Origin of the sequence: Streptacidiphilus anmyonensis, assembly GCF_000787855.1 — a bacterium.
GTDB classification, from domain to species: domain Bacteria; phylum Actinomycetota; class Actinomycetes; order Streptomycetales; family Streptomycetaceae; genus Streptacidiphilus; species Streptacidiphilus anmyonensis.
On the sequence record NZ_BBPQ01000001.1, the window covers coordinates 367,205 to 383,031 of the forward strand.

Below are 15,827 nucleotides of genomic sequence, written 5' to 3' on the forward strand. Positions count from 1 at the left end.
GGGGGCGCGGGGGCCGCGCCAGAGTCGGTGACGACGTTGAACAGCCCGGCGGGCGCGCCCGCCTCGACGAAGATCTCGCCGAGCTTGAGGCAGGCGAGGGGGTCCTGCGGGGCGGGCTTGGCGACGACGGTGTTGCCCATCGCGAGCGCCGGGGCGAGCTTTCCGGCGAGGTTGACGATGGGGAAGTTGTAGGAGGTGATGCAGCCGACGACGCCGACGGGCCGCCGGGCCGCGGCGGCGTTGGTGAGACCGCCCGCAGCGAGCGGCGTGGCCGCGACCGGGTGGGCCGGGAAGGACTCGACGGCGGGTTCGAGCGCGCCGCGCGCGTAGCGGCGGAACCGGTCGGCGACGACGGGCAGTTGCATGGTCGAGGCGACGCGGATCGTGGCACCGGTCTCGGCTTGGAGCAGCGGTACGAAATCGGCCGCACGCTCCATGACGAGATCGGCGATCCGCTCCAAGAGCGCTGCTCTCTTCGCGGGAGCGGTCGCCGCCCACGCGGCCTGCGCCGCGCGCGCCGCGGCGACGGCGTCCGCGACGTCCGAGGCGGAGGCCTCGGGCGCGTGGCCGACGAGGCTTTCCGTGCCGGGGTTGATGACGGGATAGGTACCGGCGCCGCCCTCTCGCCACTCGTTGGCGATGAACAGGCGGTGCGGAGTTGGTTCGGTCATGGTCTGGAGCCCCTCACTTGGAGATCAAGGGTGAGTTGCACCGCCAGGGGCGGGGGAACTGCGCGAGAACCACCGGCGTGCAGCAGAGCCTCGCGGCCCTAGCGGGGCAGCCCGAGGACCCGTTCGGCGATGATGTTGCGTTGGATCTGGTCGCTGCCGCCGTAGATGGTGTCCGCGCGGGAGAAGAGCAGCGTGTGCTGGGCCGGGGTGAGCGGGTACGCCTCCGGATCGTGCGCGCGCCCGCCGGCGAACGCACCCGGGAGACCCTGGACCTGGAGCGCCAGCTCCCCGAGCCGCTGGTGCCAGTTGCCCCACACCAGCTTCGCCACCGCCGCCGTGCCCGGCTCCGCCCGGCCCAGTGTGCGCAGCGCGTTCGCGCGCATCACCCACAGGTCCGCCCACTGGCGCGTCAGCGCCTCCCGCAGGACGGGGTCGCGGTCCGCCCCCGAGTTCGCCGCCGCGCGCAGGACGGCGTCGAGTTCGCGCCGGTAGCCGATCTGGCGGCCCAGCATGCCCGCGCCGCGTTCGAAGGAGAGCAGCGTCATCGCGACCCGCCAGCCGTCGCCGACCGCACCGAGGACGTCGACGACCCGCGCCCGGTCGAAGAAGACCTCGCTGAACTCGCTGACGCCGTCGAGCTGCCGGATCGGGCGGACCTCGATGCGTCCCCGCTCCTGGTGCATCGGCAGCAGCAGCAGACTGAGCCCGGTGTGACGGCGCGAACCGGGCTCGGTCCTCGCCAGGACGAAGCACCAGTCGGCCCACTGGGACAGCGAGGTCCACGTCTTCTGCCCGCTGACGAGCCAGCCTCCGCCGGCCTCCGGCTCCGCGGACGTGCGGACGTTCGCGAGGTCGGAGCCGGCGTCCGGTTCGCTGTAGCCCTGGCACCAGATCTCCGTGCCGCTCGCGATGCCCGGCAGGTAGCGCTCGCGCTGGGCGGGCGTGCCGTGCAGCAGCAGCGTGGGGGCGAGCAGCTGCTCGCCGACGATGCCGAGCGGGTCGGGGGCCCCGGCCCGCGCGTACTCCTCGAACCAGACGACCTGGCGGGTCAGACTGTCCTCGGGCCAGCCGAGGCCGATCCAGCCGCCCGTGCCCAGTTCGCGTTCCCAGGCGCGACGCCGGTCGGCGTCCTCGGGCGCCTTGACGCCGTGCAGGTCGGCGAAGGCCCCGCCGGGGCCGAGCCGTTCGTCGAGCCACCGCCGTGCCCGGGCGCGGAACTCCTCGTCCGCCGCGTCGAAGCCGAAGTCCATCGCGCTCACCGGGCCTTACGCATTGGGGCGTTCCTTCGCGGCGGCCGCCTTCGCCATGGCCTCGAGCTGCTGGAGCATCGGCATCGGGTCCACGCCGACCGTGCCGGGCAGGAAGTCGGCGATGCGCTCCGGCGTCCACGAGCCCGACGGGGCGTACATGGCGCGCAGTTCGCGCGGCTGGGCCCAGACGGCGATCTTCGGCCCGGCGACGGTGTAGACCTGCCCGGTGATCTCCCTGGCCGCCTCGGAGAGCAGGTAGACGACCAGCGCGGCCACGTCCTCCGGCTCGCCGATCTCCTTGAGCTCCGTCGGGACGTTCGCCGACATGCGGGTGCGGGCCACCGGGGCCACGCAGTTGGCGGTGACGCCGTACTTGTTCAGGCCGAGCGCGGCGCTGCGGACCAGCGAGATGATTCCGCCCTTGGCCGCGCTGTAGTTGGCCTGGCTGACGGAGCCCTGGTGGTTGCCGCTGGTGAAGCCGATGAGCGTGCCGCCTCCCTGCTTGCGCATCAGCGCGGAGGCGGCGCGGAAGACGGTGAAGGTGCCCTTGAGGTGGGTGGCGATCACCGGATCCCACTCCTGCTCGGACATGTTGAAGAGCATCCGTTCACGCAGGATGCCGGCGACGCACACGACGCCGTCCAGCCGCCCGAACGACTCGACGGCCGTGCGCACGACGCGCTCGCCGCCCGCCATGGTGGCGATGTCGTCGGCGACGGCCACCGCCCGGCCGCCGGCGGCCTCGATCTCCTTGACGACCTCGTCGGCGACCTCGCTGGCCGGGGCGGAGCCGTCGATGCCGACGCCGTAGTCGTTGACCACGACCGAGGCGCCCTCGGCGGCGCAGGCGAGCGCCACCGCGCGCCCGATGCCGCGTCCGGCGCCGGTCACCGCGACCGTCTTGCCGCGCAGGAACTCAGCCACGCCGTACCCCTCCTCAAGAATCTGACGGACCGTTAGATTCTTGCCGATGGGAACTCCCAGGGGAAGAGGAGGCGAGGGACCGTGCCCGCACCGGCCGAGTTCGACGAGTTCCGCGACATCGCCAAGCGCGTCAACAACTGGGGACGCTGGGGCGCCGACGACGAGATCGGAACACTCAACCTGATCACCCCGGAGGTGGTCCGCGCCGCGGCGGCGTGCGTCCGCACCGGCAAGCGCTTCGACCTGGCTCTGCCGCTGCGGCAGCAGGGCGTGCAGACGGGCATGATCCCGGGCCGGGTCAACCCGCTGCACACCATGGTGGCGCTGAACTTCGAGATGTTCGGGCCGGGAACGATCGCCACCAGCGACGACGTCGCCACGCTCGGACTTCAGGCGGCCACCCACTGGGACGGCCTCGGGCATGTCAGCCACGGCGGCCGGATCTACAACAACCGTCCGGCCGACAGCATCAACGCCCAGGAGGGCGCGACCCGCTCGGGCGTGGAGAAGGCGGGCCCGCTGGTCACCCGCGGCGTGCTGCTCGACGTCGCCCGCGCGCACGGGGTCGGCCGGCTGCCGGGCGACCACGTGGTCACACCCGAGGACCTGGACGCCGCCGAGGCCCTCGCCGGCACGACGGTCCGGGCCGGGGACGTGGTGCTGATCCGCACCGGACAGATGCAGTTCTACCTGGGCGGGGACCGCGACGCCTACGCCTTCCCCTCCCCCGGCCTGGGCCTGCGCTGCCCCGCGTGGTTCCACGCGCGCGACGTCGCGGCGGTCGCCAACGACACGCTGACCTTCGAGACCTTCCCGCCCGAGGTCGACGGCCTCTACCTGCCCGTCCACGCCCTGGATCTGGTGGAGATGGGGATGATGCAGGGTCAGAACTGGAACCTGGAGGCGCTGGCGGCGGACTGCGCGGCCGACGGCGTCCACGAGTTCCTGCTGTCGGCTCCGCCCGAGCCCTTCGTCGGCGGCGTCGGGGCGCCGGTGGCGCCGGTCGCGGTCAAATAGCGACACGCAGGCGGACATTCGGATGGCGGGACGCCGTGCGCGGATGACTCCACGCGTCACGGCGCCCCGCCACCAGCCCCCGAACCCTGCGGCCGGGGGTGCCCCCGTCGGCGCCGACATGCCCTGAACAGGCGCCGACGCGATTCGCACTCGCCAAGGAAGCGGACAGCACGAAAGCCGGGCGCGCCCTTGGCGTCCCCTCGCAACGAATCGCTGAATCCAAGCGTGATCAGACGGACACGTCACGTCAATGGCTTGTCCGGAATTCGGATTGGTTGCGTACGGTTTGAGACTTCATCTGTTCGCGACCCGAGCAGGCGTCAACCCGCGTCCGTCCGCGTCAGCCGACGGTGTCGATCTCCGCATAACGTCGGCCCATCTCCTGCTGGTGCGCCGCGTCGGGGTGCAGGCCGTCCGGCAGCACGCCGCGCGCGGCGTCGGCGGCGGAGCAGAGCTCGCGGCCGTCGATCCAGGTCAGAGCGGTGTCACCGCGCTTGCGGTGGAGCCGGACGGCGTCGCGCAGTTGCTCCCGCAGCGCGTCGAGCGTCAGGTCCCCGAACGCCTCCGACATTCCGTCGGCCAGTTCGGACTCCCGCACTCCGCCGAACACCGGACCGAGAACGGTCACCGGCACCCGGGGCTGACGGGAGCGGATTTCGGCCAACAGACCGTGCACGGCCGGCAGAAAGGTCCTTTCCCGCAGCGCGGCCGAGTTGTAGACGTTGATGCCGAGTTCGAGCGTTATGAATTCAGCGGAGCGGTTTGCCACCATTCGCCCGACCAGCGGGTCGAGCAGGCAGGCGCCGCCGTAGCCGAGGTTGGTGAGGTTGCGGCCCGACAGGCGCGCTGCGGTGGCCGGCCAGGTCTGCGTCGGGGTCGCCAGGTAACCGTGGCTGATACTGCTCCCGTAGACGGTCCAGCGCGGCCGGTCGTCGGGCAGCGGGTGCAACGCCTCGCCGTCGAGCGCGCGCACGCCGCGCAGCCGCACCGCCGGGCAGATCGGCAGGGCGATCTCGACGTCCTTGGGCCCCGGCGGCAGGCCGCCGAAGACGACCCCGGCGACGCCGAGCGCGGTGGACCGCACGACCTCGCCGTCCACCGACAGGTCGCACCACGCCTCGAAGACGGGGCCGCCCTGCAACCGCACCGACTCGGCGTCCAGCAGCAACCGCCTGGACGCGGTCCGCAGCCGCAGTCGCACCCCGCTCGGGCACATCGCGGGCAGCACGAGGTCGCGGTGGTGGAGCTCCAGATCCGCGACAGGGAGCCGCCAGGGCATGAGCCAGGACCCGTCCTCGGCCCATTCGAGGTCGATCGCGCCCTCCAGTGCGCGAGCCGTGGCAGCGGCGTCCCACGCCGTCACGGGCGAAGCGTTCATGCGGAGGGCCTTCCCGGCGGACGCGCTGATCAACCTCAGGGCTTCCGAGGCCCGACCCGCGGCGGCTCGGTAGGGCGGCTCAGGCGGGGCAGCTCAGGCGGGGCGGCTCAAGTGGGGCAGATCAGCGCCCCGGCGGGGGCCTCGGCAGGCTGCTCGCCCGGAACGAGCTCGCACCAGACGCGCTTGCCGCTGCCGTCGGGGAACCAGCCCCAGCGGTCCGTCAGGACGCTCACGAGCTCCAGGCCGCGCCCGCCGGTCGCCTCGTCCGGGGCGACGCGCTGCGCCGGCGGCGCCTCGCTGGCGTCGGTGACCTCGACGCGGACCGGGCGGCGCTCCGCGCCCTGGCCGACCGGGAAGACGAGCCGCAGCACGGCGGGTGAGCCGGTGTGCACCACGGCGTTGGTCACCAGTTCGGACACGACCAGCACGAGGGTGTCGGCGAGCGACTCGTCGAGGGCGACGCCGCAGCCGGTGAGACGACTGCGCGCCCAACGGCGGGCCCGGCCCACCTCAGCCGGGTCGGCCTGGACCGCCGTCTGGACTTGAAGCACCTGTGCCTGAACCTGCACCTGTCACACCACCCGTGCTTGCGGGATCAGCCGGGCCGGACCGCCACGAGAGCCGCGTACCGGCAGGTATGCGTACAAGGATGATCCAGCCTCACGGCCAGGAGCATGGTCTTCGGGCATATTCCAGCCGAGGGGGCACCCAGGGGTGCATACTGCCCCGGCCGTTCTGCCCTCGGCGGTCTCCGGGTCGCCGACCACGTCGACCCCGCGAGCGGACTGCTTGCTGCGCACCCCCGTGAGCGTAACCGAACCGGACCGCGACACCCGGAAGCCGAGGGGCGTCGCGGCAAAAACACCCTTACGACACCAGTGCTACAAGTGACCGGCCAGCACGTCCAGGCAGCGTTCGCGATCCGCGCCGGCCTGCTCCCAGGCCCACGCGCGCTTCAGCAGCCGGTGCACCCGCGCCTCCCAGGTGAAACCCATGCCTCCGTGAACCTGCAGGCAGTCCCGGGCCCCGCGCACCGCCGCCTCGTCGGCGAGCAGCTTGGCCCCCGCGATCTCCTCCGCGTCGCCGGACACCGCGGCGGCGTAGACGGCGACCCGGGCCAGCTCGGCCCGCGCCAGCATGTCCGCGCACAGGTGCTGGACGGCCTGGAACGCCCCGATCGGCTGTCCGAACTGAGTGCGCGTGCGCGCGTACGCGACCGCCTCGGTGACGGTGCGGGCCGCCAGGCCCGCCTGCAGGGCGGCGGTCAGCAGCGTCGCGTCGGCGGCGACCCGGCGCGCCTCCGGTCGGCCCGTCGCGAAGGGGTGTCCGCCGGGCGGCACGCCGCCGTCCACACGCCACAGCGGCCGGTCCGGGTCGACGGCGCGCACGGGGGTCGCGTCGAGGGCGGCGGCCGGGAGGACGGCGAGGGAGTCGTCCGGGTGCAGGACCAGGACGTGGTCCAGCTCCGGCAGGTCCGGGACGAGGAGAGGGCCGCGCGAAGGGACCCGGACCACCTCGGCCCGACCGCCGAGGCCGAGCGCCGCGGCCGCCACCTCCGTGCCGACCAGCGGCCCGGGCAGGACCGCGCGCCCCGCCTCCTCGAAGGCGAGCACGGCCTCGGGCAGGCCGAGCCCCAGCCCGCCGTCCGGCTCCGGCACCCGGAGTTGGAAGAGACCGACGTCGGTCAGCTCCGCCCAGGTGGGCTGACGGTCGGTCAGCAGCTCGCGCAGGCCCGCCTGGAGCCGGCGCTGGTCCTCGGTCAGCCGGAACTCCATCCTCAACGCCCCTTCGGCAGGCCCAGGAGGCGCTGGGCGACGATGTTCCGCTGGATCTGCGAGGTGCCGGCGGCGATGGTGTAGGAGAGACCCTGCAACCGCTGCGCGGTCCAGGGCCCGTCGAGGAGGGCATCGGCGCCGACGACGCGCGCGGCGACGTCGTGGAGCCGCTGACGCGCCTCGCTGAACCGCAGCTTGAAGACGCTGCCGCCCGCGCCGGGGACCCCCCGTGCGGCGGCCTCGGACACGTTCCACTGCACGAGCCGCCACAGTGCGGTGAACTCGGCGGAAAGCAGGGCGAGTTCACGCCGCAGTTCGAGATCGTCGAAGGCGCCGTCGGCGCGGGCGAGGCGCGCGAGCCGGCGCACCTCGCGTCGGCAGGCCACCGCCTCGGAGGCGAACGCGGTGCCGCGCTCGAAGGAGAGGGTCACCATGGTGACCCGCCACCCGTCGTTCTCCGCGCCGAGCCGGTCGCCCACCGGGACGCGGACCTCGTCGAGGAAGAGCTCCGCGAACTCCGTCGTCCCGGCGAGCGTGCGCAGCGGCCGCACGGTGACGCCCGGGGCGTCCATCCGCATCGCCAGCCAGGTGATGCCCCGGTGCTTCGGCGCGTCGGGGTCCGTGCGGACCAGCAGCTCGCACCAGTCGGCGACTTCGGCGTGCGAGGTCCAGATCTTGCTGCCGGTGACGACGTACGCGTCCCCGTCCCGGACCGCGCGCGTGCGCAGGGCGGCGAGGTCGCTGCCCGCGTCCGGCTCGCTGAAGCCCTGGCACCAGATCTCCTCCCCCCGCAGGATCGGGGGCAGGAACCGGGCCCGCTGCTCCGGGGTCCCCTCGGTGGCGACGGTCGGTCCGGCGTGCAGCAGGCCGACGAAGTTGGCGCCGACATAGGGCGCGCCGGCGCGTTCGGTCTCCTCGAGGAAGATCAGGTGCATCGACGGGCCGACGCCCTTGCCGCCCGCGTCGACCGGCCAGTGCAGACCCGCGTACCCGGCGTCGAAGAGCCGCCGCTGCCAGGCGGTGTCGTAGGCGCGACGGCCCGGCCAGTCCCCGGGGTCCGGCGCGGCCGGCAGCTCCGGGAGGGTCTTGCCGAGCCACTCCCGGAGCCGGCCGCGGAAGTCGGCCTCAGCGGGCGTGTCACCGAGTTTCACGCGCGCACCTGGCGGGGCCGTCCCTCTGCGTCCAGGTGCCGGTCGAGATCGAGGTCCAGCATGCGGATCGCGTTGCCGCGCATGATCTTGTAGACCACGTCGGACGTGAGCCCCTTCATGTGGTCCAGCGCCACGGCCTTGGTCTCCGGCCAGGTGGAGTCCACGTGCGGGTAGTCCGTCTCGAAGGTGACGTTGTCGACCCCGACCCGGTCCAGTGAGGCGACCCCGTGCTTGTCGCGGAAGAAGCACGCGAAGATCTGCCGGTAGTAGTACGTCGACGGCGGGTCGGGGATCAGGTCGCGGACGCCGCCCCACGCCCGGTGTTCGCGCCAGACGTCGTCCGCGCGTTCCAGCGCGTACGGGATCCAGCCCATCTGGCCTTCGCTGTAGGCGAGTTTGAGCCTGGGGAAGCGCACCAGGACGCCACTGAAGAGGAAGTCCGTCATGGACGCCATGGCGTTGTTGAAGCTCAGCGTCGCCTGCACGGCCGGAGGCGCGTCCGGGGAGGCGGCGGGCATCTGCGAGGACGAGCCGATGTGCATGCAGACCACCGTCCCGGTCGCCTGGCACTCGGCGAAGAACGGGTCCCAGTAGCCGGTGTGGATGCTGGGCAGACCCAGGTACGTCGGGATCTCGCTGAAGCAGACCGCCCGCACGCCCCGCGCGGCGTTCCTCTTGATCTCCGCGACGGCCGCGTGCACGTCCCAGAGCGGGATCAGGCACAGCGGGATCAGGCGACCGCCGCTGTCGCCGCACCACTCCTCGACCATCCAGTCGTTGTAGGCGCGGACGCAGGCCAGCGCGACCTCCTTGTCGTGCGCCTCGGCGAACGTCTGGCCGCAGAAGCGCGGGAAGGTCGGGAAGCAGAGGGACGCCTCGACGTGGTTGTTCTCCATGTCCTCGATGCGCGCCTTGGGGTCCCAGCAGCCGCGCCGCATCTCGTCGCGGGTGATGCCCTCCAGCGTCATCTCGTCGCGGTCGAAGCCGACGGCGGCGATGTTGCGCTTGTACGGGAACTGCAGGTCCTCGTAGATCCACCAGTCGGTGGGCGGGCCGTCGGGGTCCATGGAGATGCGGTACCTGCCGCCGACGTACTCCAGTTGGCCGATGCCCGCGCGCAGCGGCTTGGGGCCGCGGTCGCGGTACCTGGCCGGCAGCCAGGTCTCGAAGAGGTGCGCCGGCTCGATCACGTGGTCGTCGACGCTGACCACCATCGGCAGTTCGGCAGAGCTTTCCATTCAAGGCTCCCTCTCCACGACCCTTTACCTGACGGTCCGTCAGATTCAGACTAGTCACGGACCCCAGAAGCGGCAAGCGAGCGAGGACCGGATGGCCGTCGTACTCACGGAACTTCTCGACCCGGCGGCCACCGCCGTGGTCACCTGCGAGTGCCAGCAGGGCGTGCTCGGCGCGGACGCCGTCTTCCCGGCGCTCGCCGCGGCCGCCGCCCAGGCCGGCCTGGTCGGGAACGTCGCCCGGCTCTGCGCCGCCGCCCGCGCGCTCGGCGTGCCCGTCGTCCACTGCACGGCCGAACGGCGCGCGGACGGACGCGGGGCGAACACCAACGCCCGCCTCTTCGCCGCCGCCGCGCGGGCCGCGACGCCCTTCGACCCCGCGCTCCACCCCGGAATCGGCGCGGATCCGGCGCGCGACTTCGTCCTGCCCCGCCTGCACGGACTCGGACCGTTCCAGGACACGGGGCTCTCGTCCCTGCTGCGCAATCTCGGGGCGACCACGCTCGTGGTCACCGGGGTCTCCCTCAACGTCGCGCTGCTGGAGCTGACGCTCGGCGCGGTCGACGCCGGGCTCCAGGTCGTGATCCCGGCCGACGCCGTCGCCGGGACGCCGCCCGCGTACGCGGAGGCGGTCCTCGCCCACACCCTCGCGCTCGTCGCGACCCTGAGCAGCACGCACGAGGTCATCGGCGCCCTGCACGCACAAGACACCCCCGGGAGAGACGGGAGAGACTCGTGACCATCACCGACGCGGGAAGCCTGTGGGACCTGCTCGAACAGCGCGTCGCGGCGACGCCGGACGCGCCGATGCTGATCCAGGCCGCCGACGAACCCGCGGGCGCGGAAGGCGAACCGGACCGCCGGCTCAGCTACCGCGAGGTGCGCGACCGGGCCGAGCGGATCGCGGCCGGACTGCGCGCCGAGTACGGGATCGAGGACGGGACGCCGGTGGCCTGGCAACTGCCGACGCGGATCGAGACCGTGCTCGTCTCGCTCGCGCTCTCCCGGCTGGGCGCGGTGCAGACGCCGATCATCGCGATCTACCGCGGCGCGGAGGTCGGCCACATCCTCGGCGAGTCCCGGGCCCGGCTCTACCTGGTGCCAGGCGTCTGGCGCGGCTTCGACTACGTGAAGATGGCCGAGGAGCTGACCCGCGGCTGGACGCGGCCGCCCGCCGTCCGCGTCCTGCACGGCGAGGCCGACCTGCCCGACGGCGACCCCGCGCTGCTGCCGCCTCCGCCGCGCGCCGACCTGGACGACGCGCACGCGCCGGTGCGCTGGGTCTACTACACCTCCGGGATCACCTCCGCGCCCAAGGGCGCCCGGCACACCGACCGGACCCTGATCGCGGGCGGCAGCGGCTTCGCGCTCGCGCTGGACATGAGCCCGCGGGACGTCGGCTCGATCGCCTTCCCCTACGCGCACATCGGCGGCCCCGACTACCTCGTCGCGGTGCTGGTGCACGGCTTCCCGGCGCTGCTGGTCGAGGTCTTCGCACTGCCGGACGTGCTGCCCGCGTACCGGCGCAACGGCGTGACCATGGCCGGCGGCAGCACCGCGTTCTACTCCGCCTTCCTCGCCGAGCAGCGCAGGCTGCCGCCGGGCGAGCGGCTCGTGCCCACGCTGCGCATCCTCTCCGGCGGCGGCGCGCCGATGCCGCCGGAGCTGTACCGGGAGGTCACCGAGGAGATGGGCGTGGTGCTCGCCCACGGCTACGGCATGACGGAGGCCCCCGCGATCTGCATGGGCTCGCCGCGGGACACCCCGGAACAGCTCGCGTACACCGAGGGGCACCCCGTGCGCGGCTGCGAGGTGCGGGTGGTCGACGGGGAGATGTGGCTGCGCGGCCCGATGGTCTGCCGCGGCTACACCGACCCCGCCCTCACCGCCGAGGCGTTCACCGCGGACGGCTGGTTCCGCACCGGTGACCTCGGCCACATCCGCCCGGACGGCCATGTCCGGCTGACCGGGCGGCTGAAGGACATCATCATCCGCAAGGGGGAGAACATCTCCGCCAAGGAGATCGAGGACCTGCTCTACCAGGACCCGCGCGTCGGCGACGTGGCCGTCGTCGGCCTGCCCGACCCCGTGCGCGGCGAGCGCGTCTGCGCGGTGGTGGAGCGCAGGCCCGGCGTGGAGCCGCCGACACTGGCGGAGGTCGCGACGCGGTTGCGGGCGGCAGGGCTCATGACCCAGAAGATTCCCGAGCAGTTGGAGGTGGTCGACGCGCTCCCCCGCAACGAGACCCTGCGCAAGGTGCTGAAGCACCGGCTGCGCGACATGTTCGCGGCACTGCCGTGGCAGGAGGGACGGGAAGGGCGGGAGGAATCGCCCTGAGGGATCCTGGGGTTGCCCTTAGGGGATGCCCCCGCCGTTCGGATGTTCGGACTTCATCCGTTGGTATGAAGAGGTTTTTCAGCCGGTCGGTAGGCTCAAGGGAGCTTGTCTTTTCCACCCGTTAGTCGCACCCGGAGACGGGGGAGTTTCCTGAAGGGGCGGCGATGAGTCTCACCGGCACACCTTTCTTCGTGCTGACCGTCATTGTCACGCTGGGCGCGTTGACCGCCCTGTTCGTGCTCTGGAACCGAATACCCGGACCGAGACCGCTCAGAATGGGCGGCAGACTCGGCCTGGCCCTGTTCAGCCAGTTCACGGCCGTGATCGCGGTGCTCGTCTACGTGAACAACAGCATGGGGCCGTTCTACGAGAGCTGGAGCGATCTCCTCGGGGGCAGCGGCGCTCCCCCGATCACCACCTCCGTCGCCGGAGGCCAGAACGGGCAGAGCGCCCCGAGGACCGACGGGAAGCTGCGCTTCACGCAGTACAGCGCCGACGTCATGAAGGCCCGCGTGATCGGCGCGCACTCAGGCGTCGACGGCAGCCTGTACGTCTGGCTGCCCCCGCAGTACCACGACCCCGCGTACGCGCAGACCGCGTTCCCCGTCGTCGAACTGCTGCCCGGCACGCCGGGAACGCCGCAGGCGTGGTTCGGGACGATGCATGTCCAGCAGGAGATGCAGAAGCTGATGGCCACGGGCAAGGTCAAGCCGATGATCATGGTCTCGGCCAAGCTGAACACGCTCGGCGGCAACACCGACGCGGGCTGCGCGGACATCCCCGGCTCCGCCAGGACCGGCACCTGGCTCGCCCAGGACGTGCCGGCCCTGATCCGCGCCAACTTCCGCGCCGCGAAGGACCCTTCGGGGTGGGGCATCATGGGCTACTCGGCCGGGGCGTACTGCGCGGTCAACCTCACCGTCCAGCACCCGAACACGTTCCGGTCCGCGGTCAGCCTCTCGGGTTACACCACACCCGAATCACCCCTGGTCACCCGCGACCCCGCGCTGGCGCGGGCCAACAACCCGTATCTGCGACTGAAGTTGGCGAACCCGCAGCCCCCGGTCTCGTTCCTGATGGCCGGCAGCCTGCAGGACCAGGGCACGGTCCCGTCGGCACGCGCCCTGCTGGGCGTCCTGCGACAGCCGGGCGCGAGCCGCCTGTTGACTGTCCAGTCGGGCGGCCACACCCCGGACGTCTGGCGCGGCATGCTGCCCGAGGCACTGACCTGGCTCTCCGCCAGGACGGCCAGCCAGGGCGTCAGCAGCTAGCTGCAGTTGCCCGACTCAAGGGCGCGAGAAACCTCCGGGGTACGGATGGCCCTGCGCGTTGAGGACCATCTGCTCATCAGTGGCTTGTCGCGCCCACGCTGCGGAACGGCAAAACGGCAGAGCCCCGCGCCCCTGAGTGGTGCGGCTAACTCGTGGGGAACACCTTGCGGACGACCCGCTCCGCCGCGTGGCCGTCGTCCCAGGGGCAGAACTTGGCGCGGAAGGCCGCGCGGAGTTTGGTCGACTCCGGGGAGTCCGCCGCGCCTCCGGGGAGGAGGACCGCGGCGAGTTCCTCCTCGGTGCGGGCGACAGCGCCCGGCGGCTCGGCCATGAGGTCGAAGTAGACGCCGCGGATGCGCTGGTAGTCCTCCCAGTCCGGGGCGAAGACCACAATGGGGCGGTCCAGGACCGCATAGTCGAACATCGTCGAGGAGTAGTCCGTCACCAGGACGTCCGCCGCCAGGTAGAGGTCCTCGACGACGGGGTGGCCGGAGACGTCGATCACGCCGGCGTCGTCGGGGAGGCCCGCGTCGCCGTAGAAGTAGTGGGCGCGCATGAGGACCGTCGTCGTCGGGCCGAGGCGGCGGGCCAGGGCCACCACGTCGAGAGCCGGGACGAAGGAGTCGTGCTGCTCGCGGTGGGTGGGGGCGTAGAGGACGACGCGGTTGCCGACGGGGACGCCGAGGCGCTCGCGGATGCCGGCGATCTCCGCCGGATCGGGGTCGGCCAGGCGGTCGTTGCGGGGGTAGCCGGTCTCCAGGACCTCGTAGGGGCCGGGGTAGGCGCGGCGGAAGGACTCCGTGGAGTGGGGGTTGGGCGAGACCAGGTAGTCCCAGCGGCCCACGTGCTCCAGCAGGCGGTCGAAGTCCATGCCGTCGGCGGCCAGCGGGCGGTCGCGCAGGTCCAGGCCGAGGTACTTCAGCGGGGTGCCGTGCTGCGTCTGCACATGCACCGAACCGGCCCGCTTCGTCATCGTGTGCGGGAAGTTGACGTTGTTGACCAGGTACTTGGCCGTCGCCATCAGGCGCAGGTAGCGCGGGGTGTTGGCCAGCACGTACGGCACGCCCTCGGGCAGCGCCGCGGCCTGGGCGGGGGTGTTCACCACCCAGACGCCCTTGATCTGCGGGGCGAGTTCGCGCATCCGCGCGTGGATCGCGGCGGGGTTGCAGCTGTAACCGCGGTACCAGTAGGCGGCGTAGACGGCGAGGTTCTCGTCGATCGGCAGGCGCCGGTACGTCTCGTACAGGCCGCGGCGGCCCGCGCCGCGCACCGCGCGCTTGACGGTGCCCGGCAGCGTGCGCGGAAGCGCCTGCAACGGGCGCAGCCGCTGGTACGCGCCCCACGCGCCGCGTTCCACGAGGCGGTACTGGACGCCGCGCAGACCCTTGGGGAAGGTGTGGCCCGCCGGACGGTGCCGGCGGAAGTACTCGGTGGTGCGGCGGAAGAAGTCCTCCCGCAGGTCGTCGGGGACCAGGCCCGGGGTGTCCAGGATGGTGACGGCCTGCTTGACCGTGCGGTCGAAGACGAGACGGCACAGGCTCGGGCCGATCTCGGGACGGCGGTCCAGGAAGTCGAAGATCGCGTCGTACTGGGCGAAGGCGTCCGCGTGCTTGGGCGAGGCGGTGTTGGTGATCGCCCCGGCGCGCTGGCGGCGGTAGAAGTAGAGGTCGCGGTCCAGGTAGCTGAGCGTCCGAGCGGCGAGCAGCAGCGGGTAGGTGACCGAGATGTCCTCGTAGTAGCCGCCGCCGAAGTGGACGTCGAGCGAGGCGAGGAACTCGCGGCGGATGACCTTGTTCCAGACCGACATGATCATCTGGATCAGTCCGGGCCGCTCGGCGAGCGTGAAGGTCGGCGGCAGCGGCGGCTCGACCAGCAGGCGGCGCCAGGTGTCGGGCTCGGTCGCGCCGTCGGGGTAGACCCGGGCGAAGCCGGTGATCAGCACGTCGGGGCGGACCTCAGCGAGCCGCGCGGCGACCTCGTCGACCGCGCCGTCCGCCAGCCAGTCGTCGCTGTCCACGAACCAGACGTACTCGCCCCTGGCCTCCTTCAGGCCCTCCTCGCGGGCGCCGCCGAGGCCGCGGTTGGCGGCCAGATGCCTCACCTTGAGGCGCGAGTCGCGGGCGGCGTAGGCGTCGAGGATCTCCCCGCTGCGGTCCGGGGAGCAGTCGTCGACCGCGATGACCTCCAGGCCCGGCAGCCTGGACGCCAGGATCGAGTCGAGGCAGCGCGGCAGGTAGTCGGCGACCCCGTAGACGGGCAGCACGATGCTGAGGGAGACGGGCGTGGTCACGGCGGTGTGCTGCTCCAGGTCGCGCGGGGTGGGCTCCCTCAGACTCTACTGGGCCCGCACGGCCTCCCGGCCTTGAGTTCCGTCACCGAGGGCCGCCGCCCGCTCACTGAGGGCCGCGCTCGCCCCGCGTCTGCTCCACCACCGTGAACAGCCGGTGGACCCCGAGCGCCGCGAAGACGCGGTGCACCTGGGAGGGGATCGCCCCCGGCTCCAGATCCGTGCGGGGCAGCACCAGGCGTAGCTCGCCGCCGCAGGAGCGCAGCAGCCGGCGTGCGCCGATCAGCACGCCCACCCCCGAGGAGTCGCAGAAGCGCACGTCAGCGAGGTCGACGACCACCCGCCTCGACCCGTTGGCGACGGCCTCCCGCACCGCCTCCCGGACTCTGCCGCCGGTGCCGAGATCGAGATCACCGTGCACTCTCAGCAGCAGCCAGCCGTCGTTCTCCTCGCGATCAACGCGCAGTGTTGTCGTCACGGTGCCACGATTCTCCAGCATGTTCATGATGGTGTTTCAGGTTAGCGTCGTCT

General features: G+C 72.3%; 14 protein-coding genes. 4 read left to right on the forward strand and 10 right to left on the reverse strand.

Annotated elements, in window-relative coordinates:
• The 3 genes from TR50_RS01625 to TR50_RS01635 all read right to left on the reverse strand — a co-directional run.
• On the reverse strand, positions 1 to 671 hold a 671-nt coding region (locus TR50_RS01625), incomplete at its 3' end, for an aldehyde dehydrogenase family protein (RefSeq protein WP_042413261.1).
• Positions 672 to 769: 98 nt separating this feature from the next.
• Positions 770 to 1,921, reverse strand: a complete 1,152-nt coding sequence (locus TR50_RS01630) for an acyl-CoA dehydrogenase family protein (protein WP_042412803.1) — start codon at positions 1,919 to 1,921, stop codon at positions 770 to 772.
• Positions 1,922 to 1,936: 15 nt separating this feature from the next.
• A complete protein-coding gene (locus tag TR50_RS01635; RefSeq protein ID WP_042412805.1) occupies positions 1,937 to 2,845 on the reverse strand; it encodes an SDR family oxidoreductase in 909 nt (302 codons plus the stop codon).
• A gap of 81 nt (positions 2,846 to 2,926) precedes the next feature.
• Between TR50_RS01635 and TR50_RS01640 the strand changes: the two genes are divergently transcribed.
• A complete protein-coding gene (locus TR50_RS01640; RefSeq protein ID WP_042412807.1) occupies positions 2,927 to 3,862 on the forward strand; it encodes a cyclase family protein in 936 nt (311 codons plus the stop codon).
• A gap of 340 nt (positions 3,863 to 4,202) precedes the next feature.
• Here the strand turns inward: TR50_RS01640 and TR50_RS01645 are convergent, their stop codons facing one another.
• The 5 genes from TR50_RS01645 to TR50_RS01665 form a co-directional block, all read right to left on the reverse strand.
• The gene (locus TR50_RS01645; protein ID WP_152648199.1) at positions 4,203 to 5,240 is read right to left on the reverse strand and encodes a GDSL-type esterase/lipase family protein; all 1,038 of its coding nucleotides are present in this window, start codon (positions 5,238 to 5,240) and stop codon (positions 4,203 to 4,205) included.
• A gap of 107 nt (positions 5,241 to 5,347) precedes the next feature.
• Positions 5,348 to 5,791 carry an ATP-binding protein gene (locus TR50_RS01650; protein ID WP_084699672.1) on the reverse strand — a complete coding sequence of 148 codons (444 nt, stop codon included), beginning with the start codon at positions 5,789 to 5,791 and terminating at the stop codon, positions 5,348 to 5,350.
• A gap of 330 nt (positions 5,792 to 6,121) precedes the next feature.
• Positions 6,122 to 7,015, reverse strand: a complete 894-nt coding sequence (locus TR50_RS01655; protein ID WP_042412811.1) for an acyl-CoA dehydrogenase family protein — start codon at positions 7,013 to 7,015, stop codon at positions 6,122 to 6,124.
• A gap of 2 nt (positions 7,016 to 7,017) precedes the next feature.
• A complete protein-coding gene (locus TR50_RS01660; RefSeq protein ID WP_042412813.1) occupies positions 7,018 to 8,166 on the reverse strand; it encodes an acyl-CoA dehydrogenase family protein in 1,149 nt (382 codons plus the stop codon).
• The gene (locus TR50_RS01665) at positions 8,163 to 9,404 is read right to left on the reverse strand and encodes an amidohydrolase family protein (protein WP_042412815.1); all 1,242 of its coding nucleotides are present in this window, start codon (positions 9,402 to 9,404) and stop codon (positions 8,163 to 8,165) included. The genes TR50_RS01660 and TR50_RS01665 overlap by 4 nt, the downstream gene beginning before the upstream one ends.
• 91 nt (positions 9,405 to 9,495) lie before the next feature.
• Here TR50_RS01665 and TR50_RS01670 point away from each other — a divergent pair, with 91 nt between their 5' ends.
• From TR50_RS01670 to TR50_RS01680, 3 genes are all read left to right on the forward strand, one after another.
• Positions 9,496 to 10,140: an isochorismatase family protein gene (locus TR50_RS01670; RefSeq protein ID WP_042412817.1), complete on the forward strand. Its 645-nt coding sequence runs from the start codon at positions 9,496 to 9,498 to the stop codon at positions 10,138 to 10,140.
• Positions 10,137 to 11,738, forward strand: a complete 1,602-nt coding sequence (locus TR50_RS01675) for a class I adenylate-forming enzyme family protein (RefSeq protein WP_042412818.1) — start codon at positions 10,137 to 10,139, stop codon at positions 11,736 to 11,738. The genes TR50_RS01670 and TR50_RS01675 overlap by 4 nt, the downstream gene beginning before the upstream one ends.
• A 164-nt stretch (positions 11,739 to 11,902) precedes the next feature.
• A complete protein-coding gene (locus TR50_RS01680) occupies positions 11,903 to 13,009 on the forward strand; it encodes an alpha/beta hydrolase (protein WP_042412819.1) in 1,107 nt (368 codons plus the stop codon).
• Between the two features lie 145 nt (positions 13,010 to 13,154).
• Here the strand turns inward: TR50_RS01680 and TR50_RS01685 are convergent, their stop codons facing one another.
• Positions 13,155 to 15,299, reverse strand: coding sequence for a bifunctional glycosyltransferase/CDP-glycerol:glycerophosphate glycerophosphotransferase (locus tag TR50_RS01685; RefSeq protein ID WP_042412820.1), 2,145 nt, complete (start codon positions 15,297 to 15,299; stop codon positions 13,155 to 13,157).
• Positions 15,300 to 15,402: 103 nt separating this feature from the next.
• The gene (locus tag TR50_RS01690; RefSeq protein WP_042413265.1) at positions 15,403 to 15,795 is read right to left on the reverse strand and encodes an STAS domain-containing protein; all 393 of its coding nucleotides are present in this window, start codon (positions 15,793 to 15,795) and stop codon (positions 15,403 to 15,405) included.
• Positions 15,796 to 15,827 lie beyond the last annotated feature (32 nt).

What these genes read in the sequence shown, in the direction of transcription:
- TR50_RS01630 (WP_042412803.1), bottom strand. Translation starts at nt 1,921, where the DNA reads ATGGACTTCGGCTTCGACGCGGCGGACGAGGAGTTCCGCGCCCGGGCA.
- TR50_RS01645 (WP_152648199.1), bottom strand. Translation starts at nt 5,240, where the DNA reads ATGAACGCTTCGCCCGTGACGGCGTGGGACGCCGCTGCCACGGCTCGC.
- TR50_RS01655 (WP_042412811.1), bottom strand. Translation starts at nt 7,015, where the DNA reads ATGGAGTTCCGGCTGACCGAGGACCAGCGCCGGCTCCAGGCGGGCCTG.
- TR50_RS01665 (WP_042412815.1), bottom strand. Translation starts at nt 9,404, where the DNA reads ATGGAAAGCTCTGCCGAACTGCCGATGGTGGTCAGCGTCGACGACCAC.
- TR50_RS01670 (WP_042412817.1), top strand. Translation starts at nt 9,496, where the DNA reads ATGGCCGTCGTACTCACGGAACTTCTCGACCCGGCGGCCACCGCCGTG.
- TR50_RS01680 (WP_042412819.1), top strand. Translation starts at nt 11,903, where the DNA reads ATGAGTCTCACCGGCACACCTTTCTTCGTGCTGACCGTCATTGTCACG.
- TR50_RS01690 (WP_042413265.1), bottom strand. Translation starts at nt 15,795, where the DNA reads ATGCTGGAGAATCGTGGCACCGTGACGACAACACTGCGCGTTGATCGC.